18 protein-coding genes, 1 tRNA gene and 2 pseudogenes are annotated in these 19,013 nt (G+C 68.8%); 8 read left to right on the forward strand and 13 right to left on the reverse strand.

The features are described from left to right. Positions 1-207: 207 nt before the first annotated feature. The gene (locus tag JNO44_RS34220; protein WP_205367827.1) at positions 208-1,389 is read right to left on the reverse strand and encodes a cytochrome P450; all 1,182 of its coding nucleotides are present in this window, start codon (positions 1,387-1,389) and stop codon (positions 208-210) included. A 180-nt stretch (positions 1,390-1,569) separates the two neighbouring features. On the opposite strand from JNO44_RS34220, the gene JNO44_RS34225 reads away from it, so the two are divergent. Then, positions 1,570-2,382, forward strand: coding sequence for a helix-turn-helix domain-containing protein (locus JNO44_RS34225; RefSeq protein WP_205367828.1), 813 nt, complete (start codon positions 1,570-1,572; stop codon positions 2,380-2,382). A 202-nt stretch (positions 2,383-2,584) separates the two neighbouring features. Here JNO44_RS34225 and JNO44_RS34230 read toward each other — a convergent pair whose 3' ends face one another. The 6 genes and pseudogenes from JNO44_RS34230 to JNO44_RS34255 all read right to left on the reverse strand — a co-directional run bounded on the left by JNO44_RS34230 (position 2,585) and on the right by JNO44_RS34255 (position 9,340). Then, positions 2,585-2,935, reverse strand: a complete 351-nt coding sequence (locus JNO44_RS34230) for an antibiotic biosynthesis monooxygenase family protein (RefSeq protein ID WP_205367829.1) — start codon at positions 2,933-2,935, stop codon at positions 2,585-2,587. Between the two features lie 439 nt (positions 2,936-3,374). After that, positions 3,375-4,120 (reverse strand): annotated as a pseudogene (locus JNO44_RS34235) (cytochrome c biogenesis ResB family protein); the annotation flags it as partial. Between the two features lie 807 nt (positions 4,121-4,927). Further along, positions 4,928-6,013 carry a lipase family protein gene (locus tag JNO44_RS34240; RefSeq protein ID WP_240167786.1) on the reverse strand — a complete coding sequence of 362 codons (1,086 nt, stop codon included), beginning with the start codon at positions 6,011-6,013 and terminating at the stop codon, positions 4,928-4,930. A 244-nt stretch (positions 6,014-6,257) separates the two neighbouring features. After that, complete coding sequence (locus JNO44_RS34245) at positions 6,258-6,587, reverse strand: pentapeptide repeat-containing protein (protein ID WP_240167787.1); 330 nt, start codon at positions 6,585-6,587, stop codon at positions 6,258-6,260. Between the two features lie 383 nt (positions 6,588-6,970). Beyond that, positions 6,971-8,482, reverse strand: a complete 1,512-nt coding sequence (locus JNO44_RS34250; RefSeq protein ID WP_205367830.1) for a serine hydrolase domain-containing protein — start codon at positions 8,480-8,482, stop codon at positions 6,971-6,973. A gap of 60 nt (positions 8,483-8,542) precedes the next feature. Continuing rightward, positions 8,543-9,340, reverse strand: coding sequence for a hypothetical protein (locus JNO44_RS34255; RefSeq protein WP_205371035.1), 798 nt, complete (start codon positions 9,338-9,340; stop codon positions 8,543-8,545). Positions 9,341-9,452: 112 nt separating this feature from the next. Here JNO44_RS34255 and JNO44_RS34260 point away from each other — a divergent pair, with 112 nt between their 5' ends. Next, positions 9,453-10,136, forward strand: a complete 684-nt coding sequence (locus tag JNO44_RS34260) for a TetR/AcrR family transcriptional regulator (RefSeq protein ID WP_205367831.1) — start codon at positions 9,453-9,455, stop codon at positions 10,134-10,136. A 271-nt stretch (positions 10,137-10,407) separates the two neighbouring features. Here the strand turns inward: JNO44_RS34260 and JNO44_RS43945 are convergent. From JNO44_RS43945 to JNO44_RS34275, 3 genes and pseudogenes are all read right to left on the reverse strand, one after another. Further along, a pseudogene (locus JNO44_RS43945) lies at positions 10,408-10,742 on the reverse strand (hypothetical protein); the annotation flags it as partial. Positions 10,743-10,788: 46 nt separating this feature from the next. Next, the gene (locus tag JNO44_RS34270; protein WP_205367832.1) at positions 10,789-11,055 is read right to left on the reverse strand and encodes a hypothetical protein; all 267 of its coding nucleotides are present in this window, start codon (positions 11,053-11,055) and stop codon (positions 10,789-10,791) included. A 113-nt stretch (positions 11,056-11,168) separates the two neighbouring features. Beyond that, complete coding sequence (locus JNO44_RS34275; protein ID WP_205367833.1) at positions 11,169-12,182, reverse strand: DNA-directed RNA polymerase subunit alpha; 1,014 nt, start codon at positions 12,180-12,182, stop codon at positions 11,169-11,171. Positions 12,183-12,404: 222 nt separating this feature from the next. Here JNO44_RS34275 and JNO44_RS34280 point away from each other — a divergent pair, with 222 nt between their 5' ends. The 3 genes from JNO44_RS34280 (at position 12,405) to JNO44_RS34290 (ending at position 13,917) form a co-directional block, all read left to right on the forward strand. Beyond that, entirely contained in the window at positions 12,405-12,626 is a 222-nt protein-coding gene (locus JNO44_RS34280; protein ID WP_205367834.1) for a hypothetical protein, read from the forward strand. A 396-nt stretch (positions 12,627-13,022) separates the two neighbouring features. After that, entirely contained in the window at positions 13,023-13,250 is a 228-nt protein-coding gene (locus tag JNO44_RS34285; protein ID WP_205367835.1) for a helix-turn-helix domain-containing protein, read from the forward strand. Continuing rightward, positions 13,219-13,917 carry an IS630 family transposase gene (locus tag JNO44_RS34290; RefSeq protein WP_205371038.1) on the forward strand — a complete coding sequence of 233 codons (699 nt, stop codon included), beginning with the start codon at positions 13,219-13,221 and terminating at the stop codon, positions 13,915-13,917. Before JNO44_RS34285 ends, JNO44_RS34290 begins: the two co-directional genes overlap by 32 nt. Positions 13,918-14,090: 173 nt before the next feature. Here JNO44_RS34290 and JNO44_RS34295 read toward each other — a convergent pair whose 3' ends face one another. Together JNO44_RS34295 and JNO44_RS34300 are read right to left on the reverse strand one after the other, a co-directional pair. Further along, on the reverse strand, positions 14,091-14,267 hold the full coding sequence (locus tag JNO44_RS34295; protein ID WP_205367837.1) for a hypothetical protein: 177 nt from the start codon (positions 14,265-14,267) through the stop codon (positions 14,091-14,093). A 100-nt stretch (positions 14,268-14,367) separates the two neighbouring features. Beyond that, positions 14,368-14,441 (reverse strand) — tRNA-Met (locus tag JNO44_RS34300). A gap of 446 nt (positions 14,442-14,887) precedes the next feature. On the opposite strand from JNO44_RS34300, the gene JNO44_RS34305 reads away from it, so the two are divergent. Further along, complete coding sequence (locus tag JNO44_RS34305) at positions 14,888-15,154, forward strand: hypothetical protein (RefSeq protein ID WP_240167788.1); 267 nt, start codon at positions 14,888-14,890, stop codon at positions 15,152-15,154. 166 nt (positions 15,155-15,320) lie between these two features. After that, positions 15,321-15,818: a VC0807 family protein gene (locus JNO44_RS34310; RefSeq protein WP_205367839.1), complete on the forward strand. Its 498-nt coding sequence runs from the start codon at positions 15,321-15,323 to the stop codon at positions 15,816-15,818. A 679-nt stretch (positions 15,819-16,497) separates the two neighbouring features. On the opposite strand, the gene JNO44_RS34315 is transcribed toward JNO44_RS34310, so the two are convergent. Then, a complete protein-coding gene (locus JNO44_RS34315; RefSeq protein WP_205367841.1) occupies positions 16,498-17,223 on the reverse strand; it encodes a TetR/AcrR family transcriptional regulator in 726 nt (241 codons plus the stop codon). Positions 17,224-17,371: 148 nt separating this feature from the next. On the opposite strand from JNO44_RS34315, the gene JNO44_RS34320 reads away from it, so the two are divergent. After that, positions 17,372-18,826, forward strand: a complete 1,455-nt coding sequence (locus tag JNO44_RS34320) for a serine hydrolase domain-containing protein (protein ID WP_205367844.1) — start codon at positions 17,372-17,374, stop codon at positions 18,824-18,826. Positions 18,827-19,013 lie beyond the last annotated feature (187 nt).

Below are 19,013 nucleotides of genomic sequence, written 5' to 3' on the forward strand. Positions count from 1 at the left end.
ACCCGTCGGGTGTTGGCTCTCGGTGCACGTTCCGGGCCCGGACGGGCGGCGCCACGCCCACCGCGAGGCCGGGCGGTGTCCATCTCTCCTCGCCCTTCGCGGGACCGTGCCCAGGCAGCGTGGGAAGCTCCTGAGCCGGCTCGATGGCGGTCTGGCCGGTGGTGTGGGCGGCGGCGACGGCAGGGCCGGCGATCGGTTCCCTCGCCTCTACACCTGCCAGGCGACGGGCAGCTCGTGCACGCCGTAGATGAGCATGTCGGCGCGCATGGCCACGTCCTGGGCCGGGATTGCCAGGCGCAGCGTGGGAAATCTGGTGAGCAGTGCGGGAAGTGTCACCTGCATCTCCACGCGTGCGAGTTGCTGGCCCAGGCACTGGTGGACGCCGTGCCCGAAGGCCATGTGTCCGCTGGTCGGTCGGTGCAGGTCGAGGGTGTCGGGATCGGGGAAGCGTTGGGGGTCGCGGTTGGCTGCGGGGACCGAGACGGTGACCGACTCGCCGGCTTTGATGAGCCGGCCGTGCAGTTCGACGTCCTCCAGTGCCGTACGTACCGTGCCGGGGATGATGCTCAGATAGCGGAGCAGCTCCTCGACTGCCTGGGCGGCGATGCGCGGTTCCGTGCGCAGGGCGGTGAGTTGGTCGGGGTGGGTCAGCAGGGCGAAGGTGCCCAGCGCGATCATGTTGGTGGTCGTGTCCAGGCCGGCGCCGAGCAGTACGAAGCCGATGTTGACCAGCTCCTCGTCGCTGAGATCGGTGGTGGTCAGGCCGCTGAGCAGGTCCTCGGTGGGCTCGGCGCGTTTGGCCGCCACCAGCTCGCCGAGGAACTCCTGCACCGCCGCATACGCGGCCGCCATCCGCTCCGGTGAGGCATCCAGGCGGAACAGGTCCAGCGCGTGCCCTTGGAAGCGGGCCCGGTCCGCGTAGGGCACGCCGAGCAGTTCGCAGATCACCTGTGCCGGGATCGGCTGCGCCAAGGCGTCCACCAGGTCCACCGGGCCGCCGTGCCGCTCCATCGCGTCGAGGTGTTCGGCGGTGATGGCCTCGATGTGCTCCGTGAGCTGACGCATACGACGGACGGTGAACTGGCCGGTGAGCAGGCGGCGGTAGCGGGTGTGCTCGGGGGCGTCCATGGCGGTGAACATTCCCGGTGGTGCGGGCTGGTTGCCGGCGGGTGCGCCGGGAAACGGCAGATGCCGCAGCTCGGACCTGGCGCTGAACCGCGCATCGGCCAGCACCTCGCGGACCAGGGCGTGGCCGGTCACCAGCCACCCCACATGCCCGTCCGGGTAGTTGAGCCGACTCAGGGGACGCTGCGCGCGCAGCTCGGCCAGTCCCTCGGGCGGGTCGAACGGCCGGTCGGCAGGACGCTGGGTCGGCAGGACTACGGTCATAGCGGGCTGCTCCTTCCACATGCTTCGTTTGCGATACGCGAAAAACTAGAGCCGCACTTCGCATGGCCACCAGTCAACTCCTGTATCAATGCAGGTAGAAGCGAGAAGTTCGATGCAATGACATGCAGCTGAATGCATCGGTTCGTGCATCGTCACGAGGCGGTGGAACGGGAGGGCAGGATGCCTGGAGGTCGTCTGACCTACGAGGAGCGACGGCATGTCGCGGCCGGGTTGGCAGCGGGGCTCAGCTGCGCCGAGATAGCTCGCCGACTGGGGCGGCCGGGGTCGACCATCAGCCGCGAGGTCGCGCGTAACGGTGGGGCTCGCGGCTATCGGGCGAACCAGGCGCAACAGGCCACCAAGTGGCGGGCCCGCCGCCGTGAGACGCACCCCGGCACGCCGCCCGCGGCGGGCACCGATGGGTGCGACCCGCAGGCACAGCGCGAGTTCGAGGACGGGCTCGTCGAGATGATGATCCAGACCGGGGTCCCGGCGATGATGGCCAGGGTCCTGACGTGCCTGTTCACCAGCGACACCGGCAGCATCGGCTCCGCCGGGCTCGTCGCCCGGCTACAGGTCAGCCCGGCCTCCGTCTCCAAGGCCGTCGGCTGGCTGGAACAGCGGGGGCTGGTCAGGCGCGAACGCGACGGCCGGCGACAGCGGTACCTCATCGACGACTCCCCCGGGTACCAGGCATGGCAGGCTAGCACCCAATCGATGGTCAGGTGGGCGGAACTCACCCAACGGGGAGCCGAACTGTTCGGCAATTCCACGCCCGTCGGTGCCCGACTGCACACAACGAGCCAGTTCTTCCAACACCTCACCCACGACATGATCCAGGCGGCCGAGCACTGGCGGCAGACGTTCTCAGCACGGCCGTCGGCCCCGACCCCTCCCATAACTGATCGACAAAGCCACCCTCGGGTCACCCACGGTGTTGGTGACCCGGCAGGGGCGGGCCATGCGACCCGGGACACTGATCCCCACCACTGAAGGTGACGTTTTCCGCGACCACGGGCGGGGGGGGCGAGGGTGTGGTTCCGTTCCCCGAGCATGGCGACTCCTCCTCGGGGACGGGGCTACGCATGGTGGGGCCCTCGGCGGCCGTGGCGGCCCGACATGGTGCATGGATGGGTGTCTGCCCGGGTGAGGGCAGGGCTTCTCCGGCTGCCCTCCCCCGGTCACAGCTGCCGTGTCATACGTCGATCTGCTCGAAGATGTGCGGGTACGACACGATGTCCTCGGGGAACTCGACGGCCATGCGCTGGAACTCCGGGCTGCCGAACGCCGTGGCGAGCGCCTCGGTCGACTCCCAGACCGCGACGTTCATCAGGAGTTGACTGTCCGCCGTTCCCTTGTGCATCTGCAGGGAGACGAATCCCGGCTGAGCCTTCATGAACTCCGCCTGCCTTCCGAAGAGGCTCAGGAATGCCTCGGTCCTCTCCTTCGGGACGAAGAAGGTGTTGGCCAGGACGATGGGTCCGGTCTTCTCCTTGAACTGCGCGAACATCGGCGTATTCGGGTCCAGGCTCTGCAGCTTGGCCATCTTCGGTACGTCCTCTCGCTGTCGGTTGTCCCACGGCACCGAGGCCGGACACCGCCGTATGGGATCAGGCGACGCTCACGACACTCGCTTGTCCGTAGGGGAACTGCCTTGTGGGGACCGTTCCATCGTCCCGGCGCAAGCAGGCCGTGAAATCAGCCGCAGTTCCCGTTCCGATGGGCGACCTCGGTCGGACCGCGCGAAGCCGTGTCAGACCTTCGGATGACACCGGACGCTGAGGGGCGTGGGCTCGCGGCAACAACACGGGAGGAGGTGAAACTGCGTCAACTCGCAGGAGTGCAGCCGGAGATCGCCGGCCCATACCCCAGACGGGCACCACCCGGAAGAGGAACGCCGGGCGACCGCGCGACGGCACCACGCCCCGCGACACGCCACACGATCACATGCGGTCGGTGGGTTGGGCGGGGTCTTGTGAGGAGGAGAAGCCCTGGAATCCGAGCTGGTCGGGCCTGCCGTCCTTGGTCTTGGCGTCTGGCACCTTGATCACGCCGGTCGAGGTGAAGTTCTTCGCGTCCTGCGGCAGGAAGGGCACCGAGCCCCGGTAGACGTCCTTGCCGCGGCCGCCCTTGACGGTGACCGTCGGCGCGTAGCCGTGCGAGATCAGGTAGACCTTGGAATCGGCCATGTCGAGGGGGTCGTTCACCTCGATCGATGCCTTGTGCTCCGCGCCGCCCGTTCCGAGGAAGAGGAAGCCGGGTCATCCTCCGCGGCGCGGCCGGCGTGCGCCGGCGGAACTGTTCGACGAACTGCCAGGCACGCGGCACGATGCAGCCGATGAGGGCGACGAACAGCAGCAGGTAGACCGCCGAGAACCACACCGAGCTGTGGACGTGGAACATCCCCAACTTGTCGTAGATCTCGCCGAGGGTCGCGTGGGCGGTCTTGAACTCGTCGACCCTGACCGGGTTCGGTGCTGGCCTGCGGGGTCAGCGAGCCGGGAACAGCACCGAGTGAGAGCAGGAAAAGCAGCATCAGCGCCACCCGCATGGAGGTCAGCTGACGCCAGATCCAACGCGTCCAGCCGACGGGACCGAGCTAGGGGAGGGAGACATCTTCCTTGCGTGCGGCGGAGGGGAGGTGCACGGTCGCACCGGGATCGTCCCCTGCGTCTCCGGAGCCGGAAGATCCGCCGTCCGGGGAGCTGGAGGAGTTGGTCGTGGTGGACATCAGTCAGATCCCAGGACACTCGGCCCGTCACCTGCCGCGTCTTGACATGGATGAGAGGAACGAACCGAACCGCCACGGCAGCGGCCCACCTTGAACCTCGTGCAGCACACCGCGGATCAGCAGTCGGTCAACGGCCTCGACATCGGCATCAGGCGGCCAAGAGACCATCTGCACCGCCCCAGTGGCCTTCCGTCCGCGGTACTCGCAAGTCCCCTCCGGCTGGATCGAGGCCCAGCCGGACCGGACCACCCGCGCGCCCTCCCAGTGACGACGCCCGGCGCAGGCTCCCACTGCGAGCTCCGCACGGTTGACTTCGACACGCACTTTGAGGGCGCGCATGACCGGCTCCTTCCTCGCGTGGGTGGTGTTGAGGCTCTCCGCGGAGGGTTCGGGCCGCAGATGCGGGAGCGCTGGTCCGGTGGCGAGAACAAGGGCTCGGTTTACCGGAAGGTTTCCTGCTGCGGCGAGCAGGGCGGTCGTGGTGGTGCCGCTTTCCGGGATCGCTGGGATGGTGGACCCGGCAGCGACTGCGACTCCCTCGACGCCCCGCAGGCGACATGCAGTGTCCGCTGCCTGTCCGGGCTGCCGGAATCGAGCGGTTCACGCGGGTGCCACGAATCCCTTGCCGCAGCAATCCGCAGACTGCGTACATCCGTTCCCGCATGTGCACTCCCGCTCCGGGCAGATCGGCTGAGGCCACGCTCCCAACGCCACGACGACGAGACCCCTCGGCCCGCTGCACGGGAGAAGACGACCTCTGCCAGAAGGTTCGGCCTCCCCGTGGCCGCCAGCCGATCGTGGGCCGGCTCAGCGGGCGGAGTCGAACTCGCGCACCACCTGTGGCAGGGCCTTGAGGACCGTCGTGGAATGGTCGAACTGCCCGACATCGCTGAGCTGCTGGTCGGCCCCGTGGGAAGCCAGCTGACGTTGGCAGTACAGGGAGTTGGCATAGGAGACGTCCTTGTCGCCCCTGGCGTGGAAGAGGCGCACCGGGACTGCGGGCCGCCAGTCACAGGTGGTATCCATCACCTGCAGTTTCCGTTGCAGATTCCCCGTGGGGTTGCGCATCTTCCGGAGGAACTCTTCGGTGAACAGTTCCTTCGAGGTCGCCGGCAGCGCGGCCGCGATCTGCGACGCCTGGTGCTCTCCGTCGAACAGGGTGTCCACCGCCTTGTCGTAGGGGGCACGGAATGCCTGGGCCGCCGTGTCGTACAGGCCGTACATCCGGTTCCAGGCGGTGGCGAAATACGCGAGGTAGAGCGATGACCGGGCGACCTTGTCGGCTGCTGCTGCGGCCTCGAAGGCACTCAGATCGAACGGGCCGGAGATCGGAGCCAGAGCACCCGGACGAAAATACGGGTCGACGCCCTGTTGCAGGGCCCGCCCGACGAGCATCGTGGCCGGTCCGCCCTGGGAGAACCCGCTGACCAGTACACGCCGGTCGAGCGTGCGACCGTCCTGGCGCGCGAAGGCACGAGCCGCCCGCAAGGCATCCACCGAAGCGCTGACGGTCGCCTCCGGGTTCCCGTACGGATGGGTCCCAGGGCCCTTTCCCAGGCCGAGGTAGTCCGGTGCGGACACCGCTCGGCCGGTCGAGGCGAACAGCAACGCCGTGGCCCGGTCGGGGGACCGGTCATTCACCGAGGCCACCTCCCCTCGGTACACCTGCGTGCCGTGCAGCCAGGACACCACCCGAAGGTCGCGGTCATCGCTCTTCGGCATCGCGACCAGCTCACTCGCCGTGGTGGGCCTGCCCTTGATGTCGACGGTGCGATACACGATCCGGTGGGCCCGCACGCCGTAGCGGACCTGTGTCACATCGATGCCGGTCTTCGCCAGGCGAGCCACGACCTCCTTGGCGTCCAAGTCCGCCACGGCGGTCGCAGAGATCACCGATCCGCGTGCTGCGGGCTGCTGGTACGAGGGAGAGGCGGCAGGCGAGGAGGACCGCTGAGGGTCATCGCCGCACCCTGTCACCGTCAGTACGGTCACGGCGCACACCAGAGCGAGCACACCGCGCTTGGCTGATCTTCCACAAAGCCGAGAAAAGTCCATGACTGAACTCTGCCGCTCCCGGAACGCTCGGCACACTGGGACGAACACCCCACCCGTCCGGGGGATTTCCCCACCATGATCCTCAGGCAGGCTGAATGACGCCAACGTGGCGCCGGCCAACTGCCGTAGGACACAACAACGTGCCGAAGGCGCAGTGAAGGTCAGGGAGTTCGGCATGCCGCAGGTCAGCCTCGGTCAGTGACGCCCCACTCAGGTTGACCTGGTACACGTTCGCCGCTTCCAGACATGTGCCGTCGAGGTCGACGCCGTTCAGCCACAGCCCGTCGCCGTCGGCTCGGCGCAGGTAGGCAAAGCCGACGTTGAGCGAACCCGGGTTGCGTTCCTGGCCAAGGCCCCCGAGGCGGGTGAGCGCCCCCTGAGCCTCGGCGGTGTGGGTCTCCAGCGAGCGCACGGATCGGTGACGTCGCCCTCTCGGGTGGCGTTCAGCCCGTCCTGGCTGACACGCAATTGCCGCCAGGTGGCGTACGCGCCAGACCGGACGACCGCGCCACCGATCGCCTGCAGGAGCGTGGTGCGCACGTTGTTCACCGCGTTCATCCGGTCTGCTGGGGCAAGGTGGGCACCGACCAGACCGTGGTCCACCACCGTCCCTGGCAGGACCAGAAGCACGACGAACGGCACAACCCGTGCGGCCACCACGACTGACGCCACGGCGACCGCACGGGTTGCACGCCGGCGGCTATGAACAGGTCCCCCATGCCCATCGGATCCTGGAACAAGGCCGAACCCGGCGAACCTGATCCGTAGTCAAGGGCGTCCTATGCGGTCACGGCACTAGGCGGACTTGGCCGTAGCGCGGACACCGAAGTGGACGTACCGGCTGCCGTCGGCGAGGACGTAGAACACGACGGGTATCCAGGCGTCCTTCTCGTTGCGGCGGCCGGCGAACACCGTCTTCACCGGTGTGTGCGAGACCGGAGTCAGGTGCCAGACCAGCGGGTCGAAGGTGCCCGCCAGGCCGTCCGCGCCCTCGTACCTCAGCCGCAGTGTGCCCGGGCCGCCGTCGCCGTCGGCGATGGTCATCAGGAAGCCCTCGCGCTTGTAGCTGCCGAGGAACGGCTCCGTCTCCACCGCCACGGGTTCGGAGGCCGGCGCGAACGCGGGCATGGTGACCCCGGCGAGTTCGGCGCAGAGCTCGCGGCAGAGTGCCTCGAAGACCTTGGGCGCGGCGCCGCCGCCATTGGTCAGCAGGGCGATGGCGAGGCCCTTCTCCGGGATGGCACGCAGGTAGGCGAGCTGGCCGAAGGTGCTGCCGTCGTGGCCGAAGCCGCGCGCGCCGTCCCACTCGAACAGGCCCCAGCCCAGGCCCCAGTGGGCGCCGAGGAACCACTGGTCGGGCATCTCGACCTCGCGGGTCAGCATCGCGTCGACCACGGCGGCCGGCAATACCCGGGTGCCTTCCGGCGCGGCGCCGCCGTCCACGAAGGCCCGCGCGAACCGGGCCACGTCGGCGGCGGTCGCGCTGATCCCGCCGTACGGGCCGGCCGAGCGCGGCATCATGTTCCAGAGCGGGGTGGGGACGGGGGTCTCGCCCGGCTCGCCCATGTGCCCCATGGCGGCGCGGAAGCGCAGCACCTCCTCGGGCAGGGTCATGGTGTGCTCCAGCCCGAGCGGGGCGAGGAGCAGTTCCTTGAGCGCCTCGTCCCAGGTCTGGCCGGTGACCACCTCGACGATCCGGCCGAGGACGTTGTAGGCGGTGCTGGAGTACGACATGGTCGCGCCGGGCGGGTTGGTCAGGCCGACGGTCCGCGCGCCCTCGATGTAGCGGGCCAGGCAGTCGTCGCCCCGGCCGGTGTCGTTGACGTAGTCACCCTCGATGCCGCTGGTGTGGTTGAGCAGCTGGCGCGGCGTGATCGTCCGGGTGGCACCGGCGTCGGCGACCGCGAAGTCCGGCAGGACGTCCGTGACCGGCGCGTCGAGGTCCAACTTCCCCGCGTCGGCGAGCAGCACCACCATGGCGGCGGTGTAGCCCTTGCTGACGGAGCCGATCTGGAACACGGAGTCCGGGGTCACCGCGACGCCGGTGCCGGTGTGCAGGACGCCGGCGGCCACCTCGTGGATCTCGCCGTCGGCGAGCACGGCGAGGGCGGCGCCGGGGATGTGGTGAGTGGTCAGGAGCTCGCCGAGCCGGGCCTGCCAGCGGGCGGTGTCGAACGCCGGGGCGCCGTCGCTCACGCCCAGCGCGCGGTTGACCGTACGGGCCACGTCACGGTCGGTCTGTTCCAGGATCTTGGCCACCTCCTGGTCGACGACCTTCGACACTTCCCAGCGCAGGTTTTCCGACATGCTGACTCCCTCATGGTCACGGTGAATAGGGCGCGGGTGGGATGGGGCGGGCCTGCCGGCTTAGCCGGCGCTGCCGGACCGCCGGCCGACGAGCCCGGTCAGCGAGGCGACCGTCGTGCGCGGCGGCTTCCGAAGGTCGCGGTCCGGGTGCAGGACGGTGCGGAACGCGGCCCAGGCGAGTGCGCCGAGGGCGAAGCCGTAGCAGGAGACCAGCCCGTGCCCGTTCTCCTGCGCGAACCACATCGCCAGTCCGAGCACCGGCACGCCGAGCGCCAGCAGCCGGTTCTTGCGGACGGCCTTGCCGCGACTCGTGCCCTCGTCGTCGGAGCCCTCCCCGGCGGCCTTGCCGGAGTTCTCGTCGGCGCCGCCGCGCAAGAGCAGGGCCGCGGCCAGCGTCGCGCCCAGGAAGTAGGTGGCACCGGAACTGCCCGCGAAGTTGCGGGGGTCGGTGCTGTGGGAGGTCTGGCCCCACAGCCTGTCGATCTGCTCCGGCAGCAGGATGCCTGCGGCGAACAGACCGAGCGTCAGTGGCGCACCCCAGAACCAGTCGGCGAAGGCCGCGACGGCGGCGAGGGTGACGATGTTCCAGGCCGCCCCGCCGAAGCCACCGTTCTGCATGAAGACCGAGGTGACCACACGCCACCAGCCGGACTTCGACGGGTCCGCGTCGAGCGCATCCATCGCCCCCGACCAGCAGAGCTGGAGGGCCACCCCGGCGAGCGCGAGCCCGGTCAGGCCGACGCCGGCCCAGGGGATCCGCCGCCGTCCCAGTGTGCTCTGGCCGACCAGGGCCAGACCGCCGTTGAACATCAGCACCATCAGTGCCGCCGTGGTCACGTTGAACAACAGGATGTCCATCGTCACCACCCCCCTCCAAGCCGTGTTCGATTTCGCTGATCACGACATTAGCGCGCCCCGGAGTTTTTTCAAACACTGTTTGAAAGCTGGCTCGGCTCGCTAGACTGCGACCGTGAAGCTGACCGCAGACCTGATCATCGACGCGGGGATGGCGGTGTTCGCCCAGACCGGCTACCACGGATTCTCCATGCGCCGGGTCGCGGACCGCCTCGACGTGCACGCCGGCAGCCTCTACTACCACGTGCCCAGCAAGGCCGCACTGCTCCAGCTGATGGCCGACCGGGTGGCCGGGCAGGCATACGAGGCCGGCACCGCCGCCCTGGCCGGACTGCCGGCGCAGGCAGGCTGGCCGGCGCGGGTCACGGCGCAGGCCGTCGCCCTGCGGCAGAGCATCCAGCAGCACCCCGGCGGGGCGATCATGCTCGCCGGCAGCCCGAAAACCCTCAGCCCCGGCGCCCTCTCGCTGATGGAACGGCTGCTCGCCACCCTCGCCGAGGCCGGCGTGCCCCCGGAGCACTGCGGCACCGCCGCCGACACCGTGCTCAGCCACGTCACCGGTTACGTGCTCCAGGAGCAGAGCGAGCCACCCGCGGTGCCGGTCTCCACCGAGGACGTCACCGCCCTCCACCGGGGCTTCCCCCGGACGGCGGTCGCCGCGGCCGCGCACGGGCCGGACGAGAAGTTCACCCGCAGCCTGGACCTGCTCTGCGCCGGCATCGGGACGCTCATCCGGCCACCGTCCGAGGGGCCGCCACCCGAAGGACCGCCGTCCGAAGAACCGGATGGGAAGAGTTAGTTGCCGAAGTCTCCTCCAGGACCGCATCGACGAGCCCGAACGACACCTGCGCAGCCAACTCCCCCAAATGCCCGGCGCGAACACTCCCTGCGCCACAGTGGTCACCCGAGAGAAAACCGTCCGGCCCGATGGCAGGACATAGCGCTCGGACAACGGGACTCCTCGGCAACAGGCTGCCTTGGTCGACTGCCTGTGCCAACGGAGCTCCGTTGGTCGCGTTCCGCCCTCACACGCCCCCTCGCAGCCGGCGTTTGCCGGGGCGCAGAAAGCGCCAACTACCCGGCCTCGGGCCGTGCTCGGCCGGCTTGAACTCGGCAATCTTCTTGATCTCCCGGCATGCGGGAAGGGTGCAGGTTCTGGGCCGGCCGCCCTTGCACTTCGGGTAGAGGGAGTCGAAGCCGTCGACGTTGAAGTGGTGGATCACGTCCCGGACCCGGTCCGCGCTGGCGAACCTCCCCTCGGCCATCTTCGCCACGGGTATTCCCTGCGCGGGCAGCAGCACCAACAGGGCCCGCCGCCAGATCACCACCGACCCCGTGACCCTACGGATGACGCAGCAGCCTTTTGGCCCTCATCGTCATCGAGCTCCCGTACCCGTTCGGCCAGCGCACGGCCTGGCAGCGACCGTGAGGGGGAGGACGCTGTGGCTGTTTCACTCCGCTCGGCGTCTTCTCAGCTCAGCGAGCCATGCCCGAACCTGTTCGTCGTCGTGCAGGTAATCGCCCTTCTCGCCTGCGGGGAGATCGATTCCGTAGAGCAGGTTCAGTGCCCACCAGGAAAGGACGTCCCAGACGGCCCCGTCCTCCGTCACCCACCTCGCCGCCCAACAGTCGGCCTCGTCGCGGGACAGCCGCCCCGCGACAAGCTCGACGAAGCGATCTTCGATCTCATCGAGAGTGGGCTGACCGCTGGCATCCATGTCCTGACCGTACAGGCAGGGCGAACGTTGCTCGATGCGGCACTAGACAGCCTCGCTACCAGCTGCGTGTCTGCCCGCGGCTCGGCGGCAGTCACGACGACGCGCGGCGTTCATCACTGCTCGGTCCCCATGAAACCCGGGCTCGCCTGGTCGTCTGCGTCGAGGGCGGCGGTGATCGGGTCAAATCCGGGCGGACTGTCCTTGAAGGCCAGGCCCAGGCCCGCCAGCTTCGCCTTGACCTCGTCGATCGACTTCGTACCGAAGTTGCGGATGTCGAGCAGGTCCGCCTCGGAGCGCGCGACGAGCTCGCCCACGGAGTGGACGCCCTCACGCTTGAGGCAGTTGTAGGAGCGGACGGTGAGTTCCAGCTCCTCGATCGGCAGCGCCATGTCGGCGGCCAGGGCAACGTCTGTCGGTGACGAGCCCAGGTCGATTCCCTCGGCCTCGATGTTCAGCTCACGGGCCAGACCGAACAGCTCGACCAGCGTCTTGCCGGCCGAGGCCATGGCATCACGCGGCCGCATTCCTTGCTTGGTCTCGATGTCGACGATCAGCTTGTCGAAGTCGGTGCGCTGCTCGACGCGGGTCGCCTCGACCTTGTACGTGACCTTGAGCACCGGCGAGTAGATGGAGTCGACCGGGATCCGGCCGATCTCCTGGCCGGCCTGCTTGTTCTGCACGGCGGAGACGTAGCCGCGACCGCGCTCGACGGTCAGCTCCATCTCCAGCTTGCCCTTGCCGTTCAGCGTGGCGAGGACGAGGTCGGGGTTGTGCACCTCGACGTCGGCCGGCGGCGTGATGTCGGCGGCGGTGACCAGACCCGGGCCCTGCTTGCGCAGGTACAGCACGACCGGCTCGTCGTGCTCCGAGGAGACGACCAGCTGCTTGATGTTGAGGACCAGGTCGGTGACGTCTTCCTTGACGCCCTGCAGGGTGGTGAACTCGTGCAGGACACCGTCGATGCGGACGCTGGTGACGGCAGCGCTGGGGATCGACGACAGGAGGGTGCGGCGGAGGGAGTTGCCGAGGGTGTAGCCGAAGCCCGGCTCCAGCGGCTCGATCACGAACCGGGAGCGGAACTCGTCGACGACCTCTTCGGTCAGTGACGGACGCTGAGCAATCAGCACGAGGTATTGCCTCCAGTGTTTGGCGCCCGCTATGTGACGCCGTAGACACCACGAAGGGTACGGGTGGTTCGGCCTCCAGTCCGGCCGAACCACCCGTATCCGCCCGTCTGCTGGCCGATCGGCGGGCTCGGCCTCGGCTCCGGCCGGCGTGGAGTCCAACGTCACCCACTCCTCACCTCAAGAGTGAGCAACCAGCGCAGTGCGAGGTGCATACTGGGGGCAATGACAAAGCCTGCTGCACCGAAGCGTCATTTGCTCACCAGTCCCTTCAAAGCACCGGTCCCCCCGACTCCCAAGCACTTCGCCGTGGGCGACCAGGTCACACACGACATGTACGGCCTCGGCCGGGTGATCGGCATCGAGGACGGAATCGCGGCGCTCGTGGATTTCGGCACCGCGCAAATGCGGATCTTGAGCCCGTACGACAAGATGACCAAGCTGTAGGACCGCAGCGCGTACGCGAGCGCCATCGGGCAGCGGTCAGCCCGTGCAGTCGTCGCCATGGTCATGCATCGGCCACCTAACTACCACGTCCGGGCCGCCTCCGGATCGGTCTGAGAGGGGAGGCCGTCGAGAGGAGCGTGACACCGCCTGAGCGCGGGGGTGGGCCTTCCGTCATGGCCGAAGACGATAGTGCCGCGGCCAAGACCGTGTTTTGTGCGGTGAGGCGGGTCAGGCGTCTGTGGCAGCCGAGGGCTGCGGCTGGTGGCTCGGCTTGCATCGTTGACCGGGCAATCGACGTGTTGCCCGATGGTCAGCAGACCGTCTCCAGATCTTGATGCTGGAGGTGGTCGTGGGACGTCGACCGAGTGTTCTCGTACGGCCGGTCAGCATGGATGAATGGATGAGGGGCGTCGGCTTCAGCGGATCAGCCGGAGCGCGAGGGACCGGGTCCGGCTGCAGCGGGCGATCGTGGTGCTGATGCCCACCCAGGGCCAGACGGCCAAGGGCATCGCCTCGCTGACGCAGGTCAGCGAGGACTACGTCCGCGACGTCATCCACGCCTTCAACGGGGGTTCGACGCGCTGGACGCAAAATGGAGCGGGGGCGCCCCCAGACGATCAGTGAGCGGGTGCACGAGCACATCCGCAAGATGCACCGGGTCCTGGCCCTGTACGACACCCCGCCGACCGACGGGCGGGTGATATGTGTCGACGGGTTCGGGCCGCTCAACCTGATGCCCCGAAAGGGCACAGCATGGCGTCCAGCCGGCAGGCCCCGCCGGCTGCGGACCACCGACCACCGCTACGGCGGCGTGATGCACATGCCCGCCGCTCTCGACCTGGTCACCGGGAAGATCTTCTACCGGATCAGCAAACGCGAGCGGTGGCGCGAGTTCCTCGGTCTACTCAAAGCCCTGCGCAATCGCCGGCCCGGGGAGAAGCTGTACCTGGTGCTGGACAGATTCTCCCCGCACAAGCACACCGAGATCCGCACCTGGGCCGCCGACAACGACGCCGAACTGGTCTTCCTGCCGACCTACGGCTCCTGGCTGAACCGGAACGAAGCGGAGTCCGCCGCCCTGCGCCACTTCGCCCTCGACGGCACCGCCCACCGCACCCACGCCGAGCAGAACGCCACCATCGCCGCCTACCTCCGCCGGCGCAACGCACGCGCTGAACCGAAGACCAACTTCGCCCCGACTCACCTTCGCCATCCACTGCCCGCACCCGGCCGGTCCGGGCGACGCCGGCTGGCCTGGACGCCAGCTACATACCCGCAGGGGAAGCGGTGAGGTAGTGGTGGGCCAGCGTCGTCTCGGCTGCGGCCATGGGTATCTACGGCAGGGAATGGGCCGGGGCCATCGGAATTGGTGCGGAGGTCCAGGAACCTGCGGGCCGAGCCCGGCAGATGCGGCCTTCGGCGGCGAGCACGCCCAGGTTGGAGGCGCTCACGCGCTGCTGGGACTCATACGGATTGCCGGGGGAGGTGACGACGTGCCGGGGTGCCGGTGGCGGTGTCGTGGAGGGCGCGTTCGATGGCGGCGCCGGTGGGCCGGCGCATGCGGGCGGCCGTGGCGAGGAAGACGGTCGCAGGGTCGGTGGCGTGCAGGCCGACCATCGCCTCTGCGACCGCCTGCGACACCGGATGCCCGGTGGTCTACCCCGGCTCATGGGAGAGACCCAGATCTGTTGGGGTCCGCATGCAGTGAAGGCCCGGTGGATACCGGGCCTTCACTTCTGAGTAGCGGGGACAGGATTTGAACCTGCGACCTCTGGGTTATGAGCCCAGCGAGCTACCGAGCTGCTCCACCCCGCGACGGCACGATGAACTGTACGGCACTGAGCCGGATCAACCGAATCGACGTCAGGTCGGTACGGTCAGGAGACCATCGCCGGCCGGCGAGCACACTCGACGATGGTCATTGACCAGGCTGCAGTTGACGTAGGCGGACTGGCGGCGGACGTACAAAGCGGCTCTGGTCGACATCTCGGGACGGTCTCGCGATCACCGTCGGGCAGAGATCACGGTGCTGGGCGGAAATTCCCTGGTCATGGTGAAGTGGTGAGGAAGTCTGGGGACTCCGGGCAACAACCCGACCGTCGATCTTCCAGGGGCCGGTGGTCGGGCTCACGTGCCGATGCGCAGTCCCGATGGCCCTGAGGTGTTGGTTGGTTGTGCAGGCGCATCGAGAACGCGACCTCGCCGCGGTCCTGAGGCGGCGATCGAGACCCTGGCCGAGTGTGGCGATGTCGGAGATCTGCATGAACGAGCGTGATGCGGAGGGTGTGTTGCGCTTTGGCGTGGAGGTCACGGCGCGCGCCAATGTCGAGGCCCTGGAGCCGATCTTGCGTGCGGGGCAGGAGAGCGGTGAATTCCGCGAGTTCGACACGGAGTTGATGGCGCTCACGTTGAAGTCCGCGATCGATGCGGCGATCGTGCGCTTGGCGCGTCCGCCGCGGCTGACCTTGGCGGAGTGCGTCCGTGAACTGACCACTTTGGCCCGCCTGGCCACTAGGCAGGAGTCGTGACGACCCGCGCCGGGGGCTCCGGCAACCGCCGCCTTTTGCTCCAACTCGTCTGGGACGTGAGCGCACCCATCGTCGTGTTCTACGCGCTGCGTGGGCTGGGTGCGAGCACGTTCGTTGCGCTGTTGGCCGTTGCGGTGCTGCCCGTGGTGACCACGGGGTGTACTGGTTGCGGGATCGTCGCTTGGAGGCGATGGCGGCGTTCATGGCGGGGGTGATGGTGCTGGGGATGGTGGTCTCGCTGGTCAGTGGGGGCACGCGGTTCATGCTGGCCAAGGACGGTTGGGTGACCGGCGCGGCCGGATTGTGCTTCCTGGGATCGGCGTGGGCGCGTCGTCCCCTGGCCTATCTGGGGGCACGACCGTTGCTGGAGGGACGGTTCCGTTCCGATGGGACGCCGTGGGAGACGTTGTGGGAGAACGAGGCGGCGTTCCGGCGCATCTGGCGTGTTTCCACGGTGATGTGGGGAATCGCCCTGCTCGCCGACGCCGTGGCGCGGGTCGTGATGTCGTATGCGCTGCCAGTCGAGGTCGTGCCTGGACTCGGTGGTCTGCTCTGGCCCGTCACGATGGTGCTGTTGCAGCTGGTGAACGGCGTCTACTACCGGGCAGCGGGCCTGTGGCGGCTGACCGCGGGCTACGGCACGGGCGCGAGGCGGACGGCGTGATGCGCACGTTCGTGATCACTGGGCCGTCTCCGGCGTACTGCGGGGCATCGAGGACGTGTTGGAGGCGCGTGGGGTACCGGAGGCGATCCCGGTCGGCACCTCGTTTGGTGGGCTGGTAGCCGTCGAGTACGCGCGCAGGCAACCGTGACCGCACCGCACCCCGGCAGCGGTCGATCTGGACGGTTTCTGGTGGGGGAAGCCCGGTCAGTACCCCGACTCCGAGAAGGTGGGCGAGCAACTAAGGGCCGCGGCCGGGGCCGTGGCACCACCTGACTACGTCGAGCAGCAGATCGTGCATGCCGGACGGTACGGGATTCCGCCCGAGCGCGCCGAGGCCGCAACCCGTGGCACCGTGCGGCCGCTGCGGGACATGGTGGGGATGTACCGCTCGCGTGCCGCCTGGCGGCTGGTGTCGACGAACGCGAGGTGGTCGAGTGCCCGGTGGAGGTCGTGCCACCAGGCATCCGGTAGGTCCACGTCGTGGTGGAGGACCGGACTTTGGGACACAGGTGGTGCGTTGACGTGTTGGTAGCGCTCGGCCCGGTAGTCCCAACCGTCGGCCGACCGGCCCCGCACCCCGAGCCGCCACGGCCCCTGACAGCGTCCAGCCTGCGTAACCCCGTACTTCCCCGCCCGCGGCGTCGATGACGTCGAGCAGATCGCAGGCGGCCCGCCCTAACTAGGCCGTGAGTCGGGCCGCCAGGCCGTCGAGGACCCGGTCGAGCCCGTACGCGAAGTTGTCGTCACGGATCCGCTGCGGATGCACGTCCTGTTGGGCGGAGCTTCCCGCGCGCAGCCGGGGGTGCTCCTGTGTGGCCTCGTCGAAGGCCGGTCGCAGGCCCGCCACCCACTCCTGCTCGGTCTGGCCGCTGCGGGCGATCACCGAGAGGTACGCGGCCTCGGCGGTCGCGATCCCGATGACGTACGCCATGAGCGTGGCCATGGCCTGGTCCATCTCGTCCGCGGGGAAGCCCGCCGCCTCGAACTGCGCGAGCAGCGCCGACGACATCCGCATGGCGTTCGGGCCGATGTGGACGAGGCCGACCTGACCCAGTTCGGGGGCGATCCACGGGTGGCGCAGGGTCATGGCCCGCAGTTCGGTGGCGGTGTGGGTGACGGCCGTCCGCCACCGGGTCCCGTCGACGACGGTCGGTACGTCCGGTTCGCCGTAGACGTCGTCCACGACCAGCTCGATCAGCTCGTCCTTGTTGGCCACGTGTCGGTACAAGGAGGTGGCGGCCGTGCCCAGGCGGGTGCCGAGCTTGCGCATGCTGAGCTCCTCGACGCCCTCCGCGTCCAGCAGGCGGATCGCTTCGGCGACGATCTGCTCGCGGGTCAGGTGTTCCCGTTGCCGGGGGCGCGGCCGGGTCCACACCGAGGTGGTCGGCTTCTCGTCGTTCGGCATGCGGCCCTCGTTCCTTTTCGTCCCGTGTCGTCCCACGTCCGTCGTCCCCTCACGTTAGCGCACGCCGTACGCACCTTGCGTACAGCGTTACTTCGTGCGTACAGTGTTCACATCGGGAGAACGACGTACGCATCGAAGGGGAGTCGACATGTCCGAGAACGTGAGTTGGGACGCGCAGGGCAACTGGGAGGCCAAGGGCGACTGGGGGACCAGGGACTCGACGGGCAAGAAGCTGGACCTCGCCCACTGGCAGAGCCGACTGGACGCACTGCGCGCCGAGCACCACGTTCCGGCCGCGTCCCTCGCGATCCTCGTGGACGGGACGGTCCACGAGCTGGCCAGCGGCGTGCTCCACCGCGGCACGGGCGTCACCGCGACGACCGACTCGGTCTACCAGATGGGCTCGATCGCCAAGATCTACACCGCCACCCTGATCATGCGGCTCGTCGATGCGGGTCAACTGGACCTGGACGCGCCGGTCGTGGACGTGCTGCCGGAGTTCTCGGTCGCCGACCCCGAGGCCACCAGGTCCATCACCACGCGCCAACTGCTCAGCCACACAAGCGGTCTCACCTGCGACTTCACCTACGACAGCGGGCGCGGCGACGACTGCCTCGCCAAGTACGTCGAGGCCGCCAAGGACGTGGCGCTCGACTGCCCGCCCGGCACCGCGATCTCCTACAGCGGCATCGGGTACAACGTGCTCGGCCGGATCATCGAGGTGGTCACGGGCAAGGTCTGGGACGAGGCCCTCAAGGACCTGCTCCTCACCCCGCTCGGCCTCACGCACACCATGACGCTTCCCGAGGAGGCGCTGCGGTTCCGTGCGGCGATGGGGCACCTGGGCGAAGCGGGCCAGGATCCGGACCCGGCACCGTCCTGGGACCTGATGCCGCGCTCGGCGGGCCCCTACGGCAGGGTCATCGCCACGGCCGGTGACGTCGCACGGCTCGCGCGGATGCACCTCGACGGCGGTGTCGCGCAGGACGGCACGCGCGTGCTCTCCGAAGAGACGGTCGCACTGATGCAGCGGCGCGAGGTCGACTCCCCCGACAAGTGGACCGTCAGCGCGGACGGTTGGGGCCTGGGCTGGACCCTGTACGACTGGAACGGCGTCCGCGGATACGGGCACGACGGCGCCTCGATCGGGCAGTACGGCTATCTGCGCGTGGTGCCCTCGGCGGGTGTCGCGGTCGCGCTGCTCACCAACGGCGGCGGTGCGCGCGAACTGTACGCGGCGCTCTACCGCGAACTCCTGGCCGAGCTGGCCGGGGTGACGATGCCGGAGCCCTTCGCCCCTCCGGCCCAACCGCCCACGGTCGACCTCGCGCCGCTCGTCGGCACCTACCGGCGCGAGGGCGTGGTCATCACCGTGACCGAGCGGGACGGTGCGGCCCACGCGGTGTACGAGTTCGTCGACGGCATGAAGGACTTCTCCGAGCCCCTGGAAATAGACCTGGTCCCGGTGACGGAGACGGTCTTCGCGGGCACCGGGGTGGGCGCGGCGTTCAGCCAGGACTACATGCCGGTGGTCTTCTCCACGCTGGAGGACGGCACAGCCTGCGTCTACATCGGCATGCGCTGCGGCCCCAAGGTCGCGTAGCACGGCCACCACCGCGACAGACTCCCCCACCGGTCCGACGCGGTGTCCGGTCGGACCGGACCGTTTTCCGCGAGCGAACGGGCGTTCTGCGCGAACCGACCGGGCTGTCACCGGCCACGGGCAGCGTGCGGTTGTCGCAGTTCCGAACGCGAGGGGACCGGCCATGGGGGCGGGAACGATGGGGTGA

The organism is Streptomyces noursei (assembly GCF_016917755.1).
GTDB classification, from domain to species: Bacteria; Actinomycetota; Actinomycetes; order Streptomycetales; family Streptomycetaceae; genus Streptomyces; species Streptomyces yunnanensis.

Bases quoted from the DNA above. Each gene is read 5' to 3' on its own strand.
- JNO44_RS34250 (WP_205367830.1), bottom strand. From the start codon at position 8,482: ATGTCGGAAAACCTGCGCTGGGAAGTGTCGAAGGTCGTCGACCAGGAG.
- JNO44_RS34320 (WP_205367844.1), top strand. From the start codon at position 17,372: ATGTCCGAGAACGTGAGTTGGGACGCGCAGGGCAACTGGGAGGCCAAG.
- JNO44_RS34280 (WP_205367834.1), top strand. From the start codon at position 12,405: ATGACAAAGCCTGCTGCACCGAAGCGTCATTTGCTCACCAGTCCCTTC.
- JNO44_RS34285 (WP_205367835.1), top strand. From the start codon at position 13,023: ATGGATGAGGGGCGTCGGCTTCAGCGGATCAGCCGGAGCGCGAGGGAC.
- JNO44_RS34305 (WP_240167788.1), top strand. From the start codon at position 14,888: ATGAACGAGCGTGATGCGGAGGGTGTGTTGCGCTTTGGCGTGGAGGTC.
- JNO44_RS34290 (WP_205371038.1), top strand. From the start codon at position 13,219: ATGGAGCGGGGGCGCCCCCAGACGATCAGTGAGCGGGTGCACGAGCAC.
- JNO44_RS34315 (WP_205367841.1), bottom strand. From the start codon at position 17,223: ATGCCGAACGACGAGAAGCCGACCACCTCGGTGTGGACCCGGCCGCGC.
- JNO44_RS34270 (WP_205367832.1), bottom strand. From the start codon at position 11,055: ATGGATGCCAGCGGTCAGCCCACTCTCGATGAGATCGAAGATCGCTTC.
- JNO44_RS34220 (WP_205367827.1), bottom strand. From the start codon at position 1,389: ATGACCGTAGTCCTGCCGACCCAGCGTCCTGCCGACCGGCCGTTCGAC.
- JNO44_RS34255 (WP_205371035.1), bottom strand. From the start codon at position 9,340: ATGGACATCCTGTTGTTCAACGTGACCACGGCGGCACTGATGGTGCTG.
- JNO44_RS34230 (WP_205367829.1), bottom strand. From the start codon at position 2,935: ATGGCCAAGCTGCAGAGCCTGGACCCGAATACGCCGATGTTCGCGCAG.
- JNO44_RS34225 (WP_205367828.1), top strand. From the start codon at position 1,570: ATGCCTGGAGGTCGTCTGACCTACGAGGAGCGACGGCATGTCGCGGCC.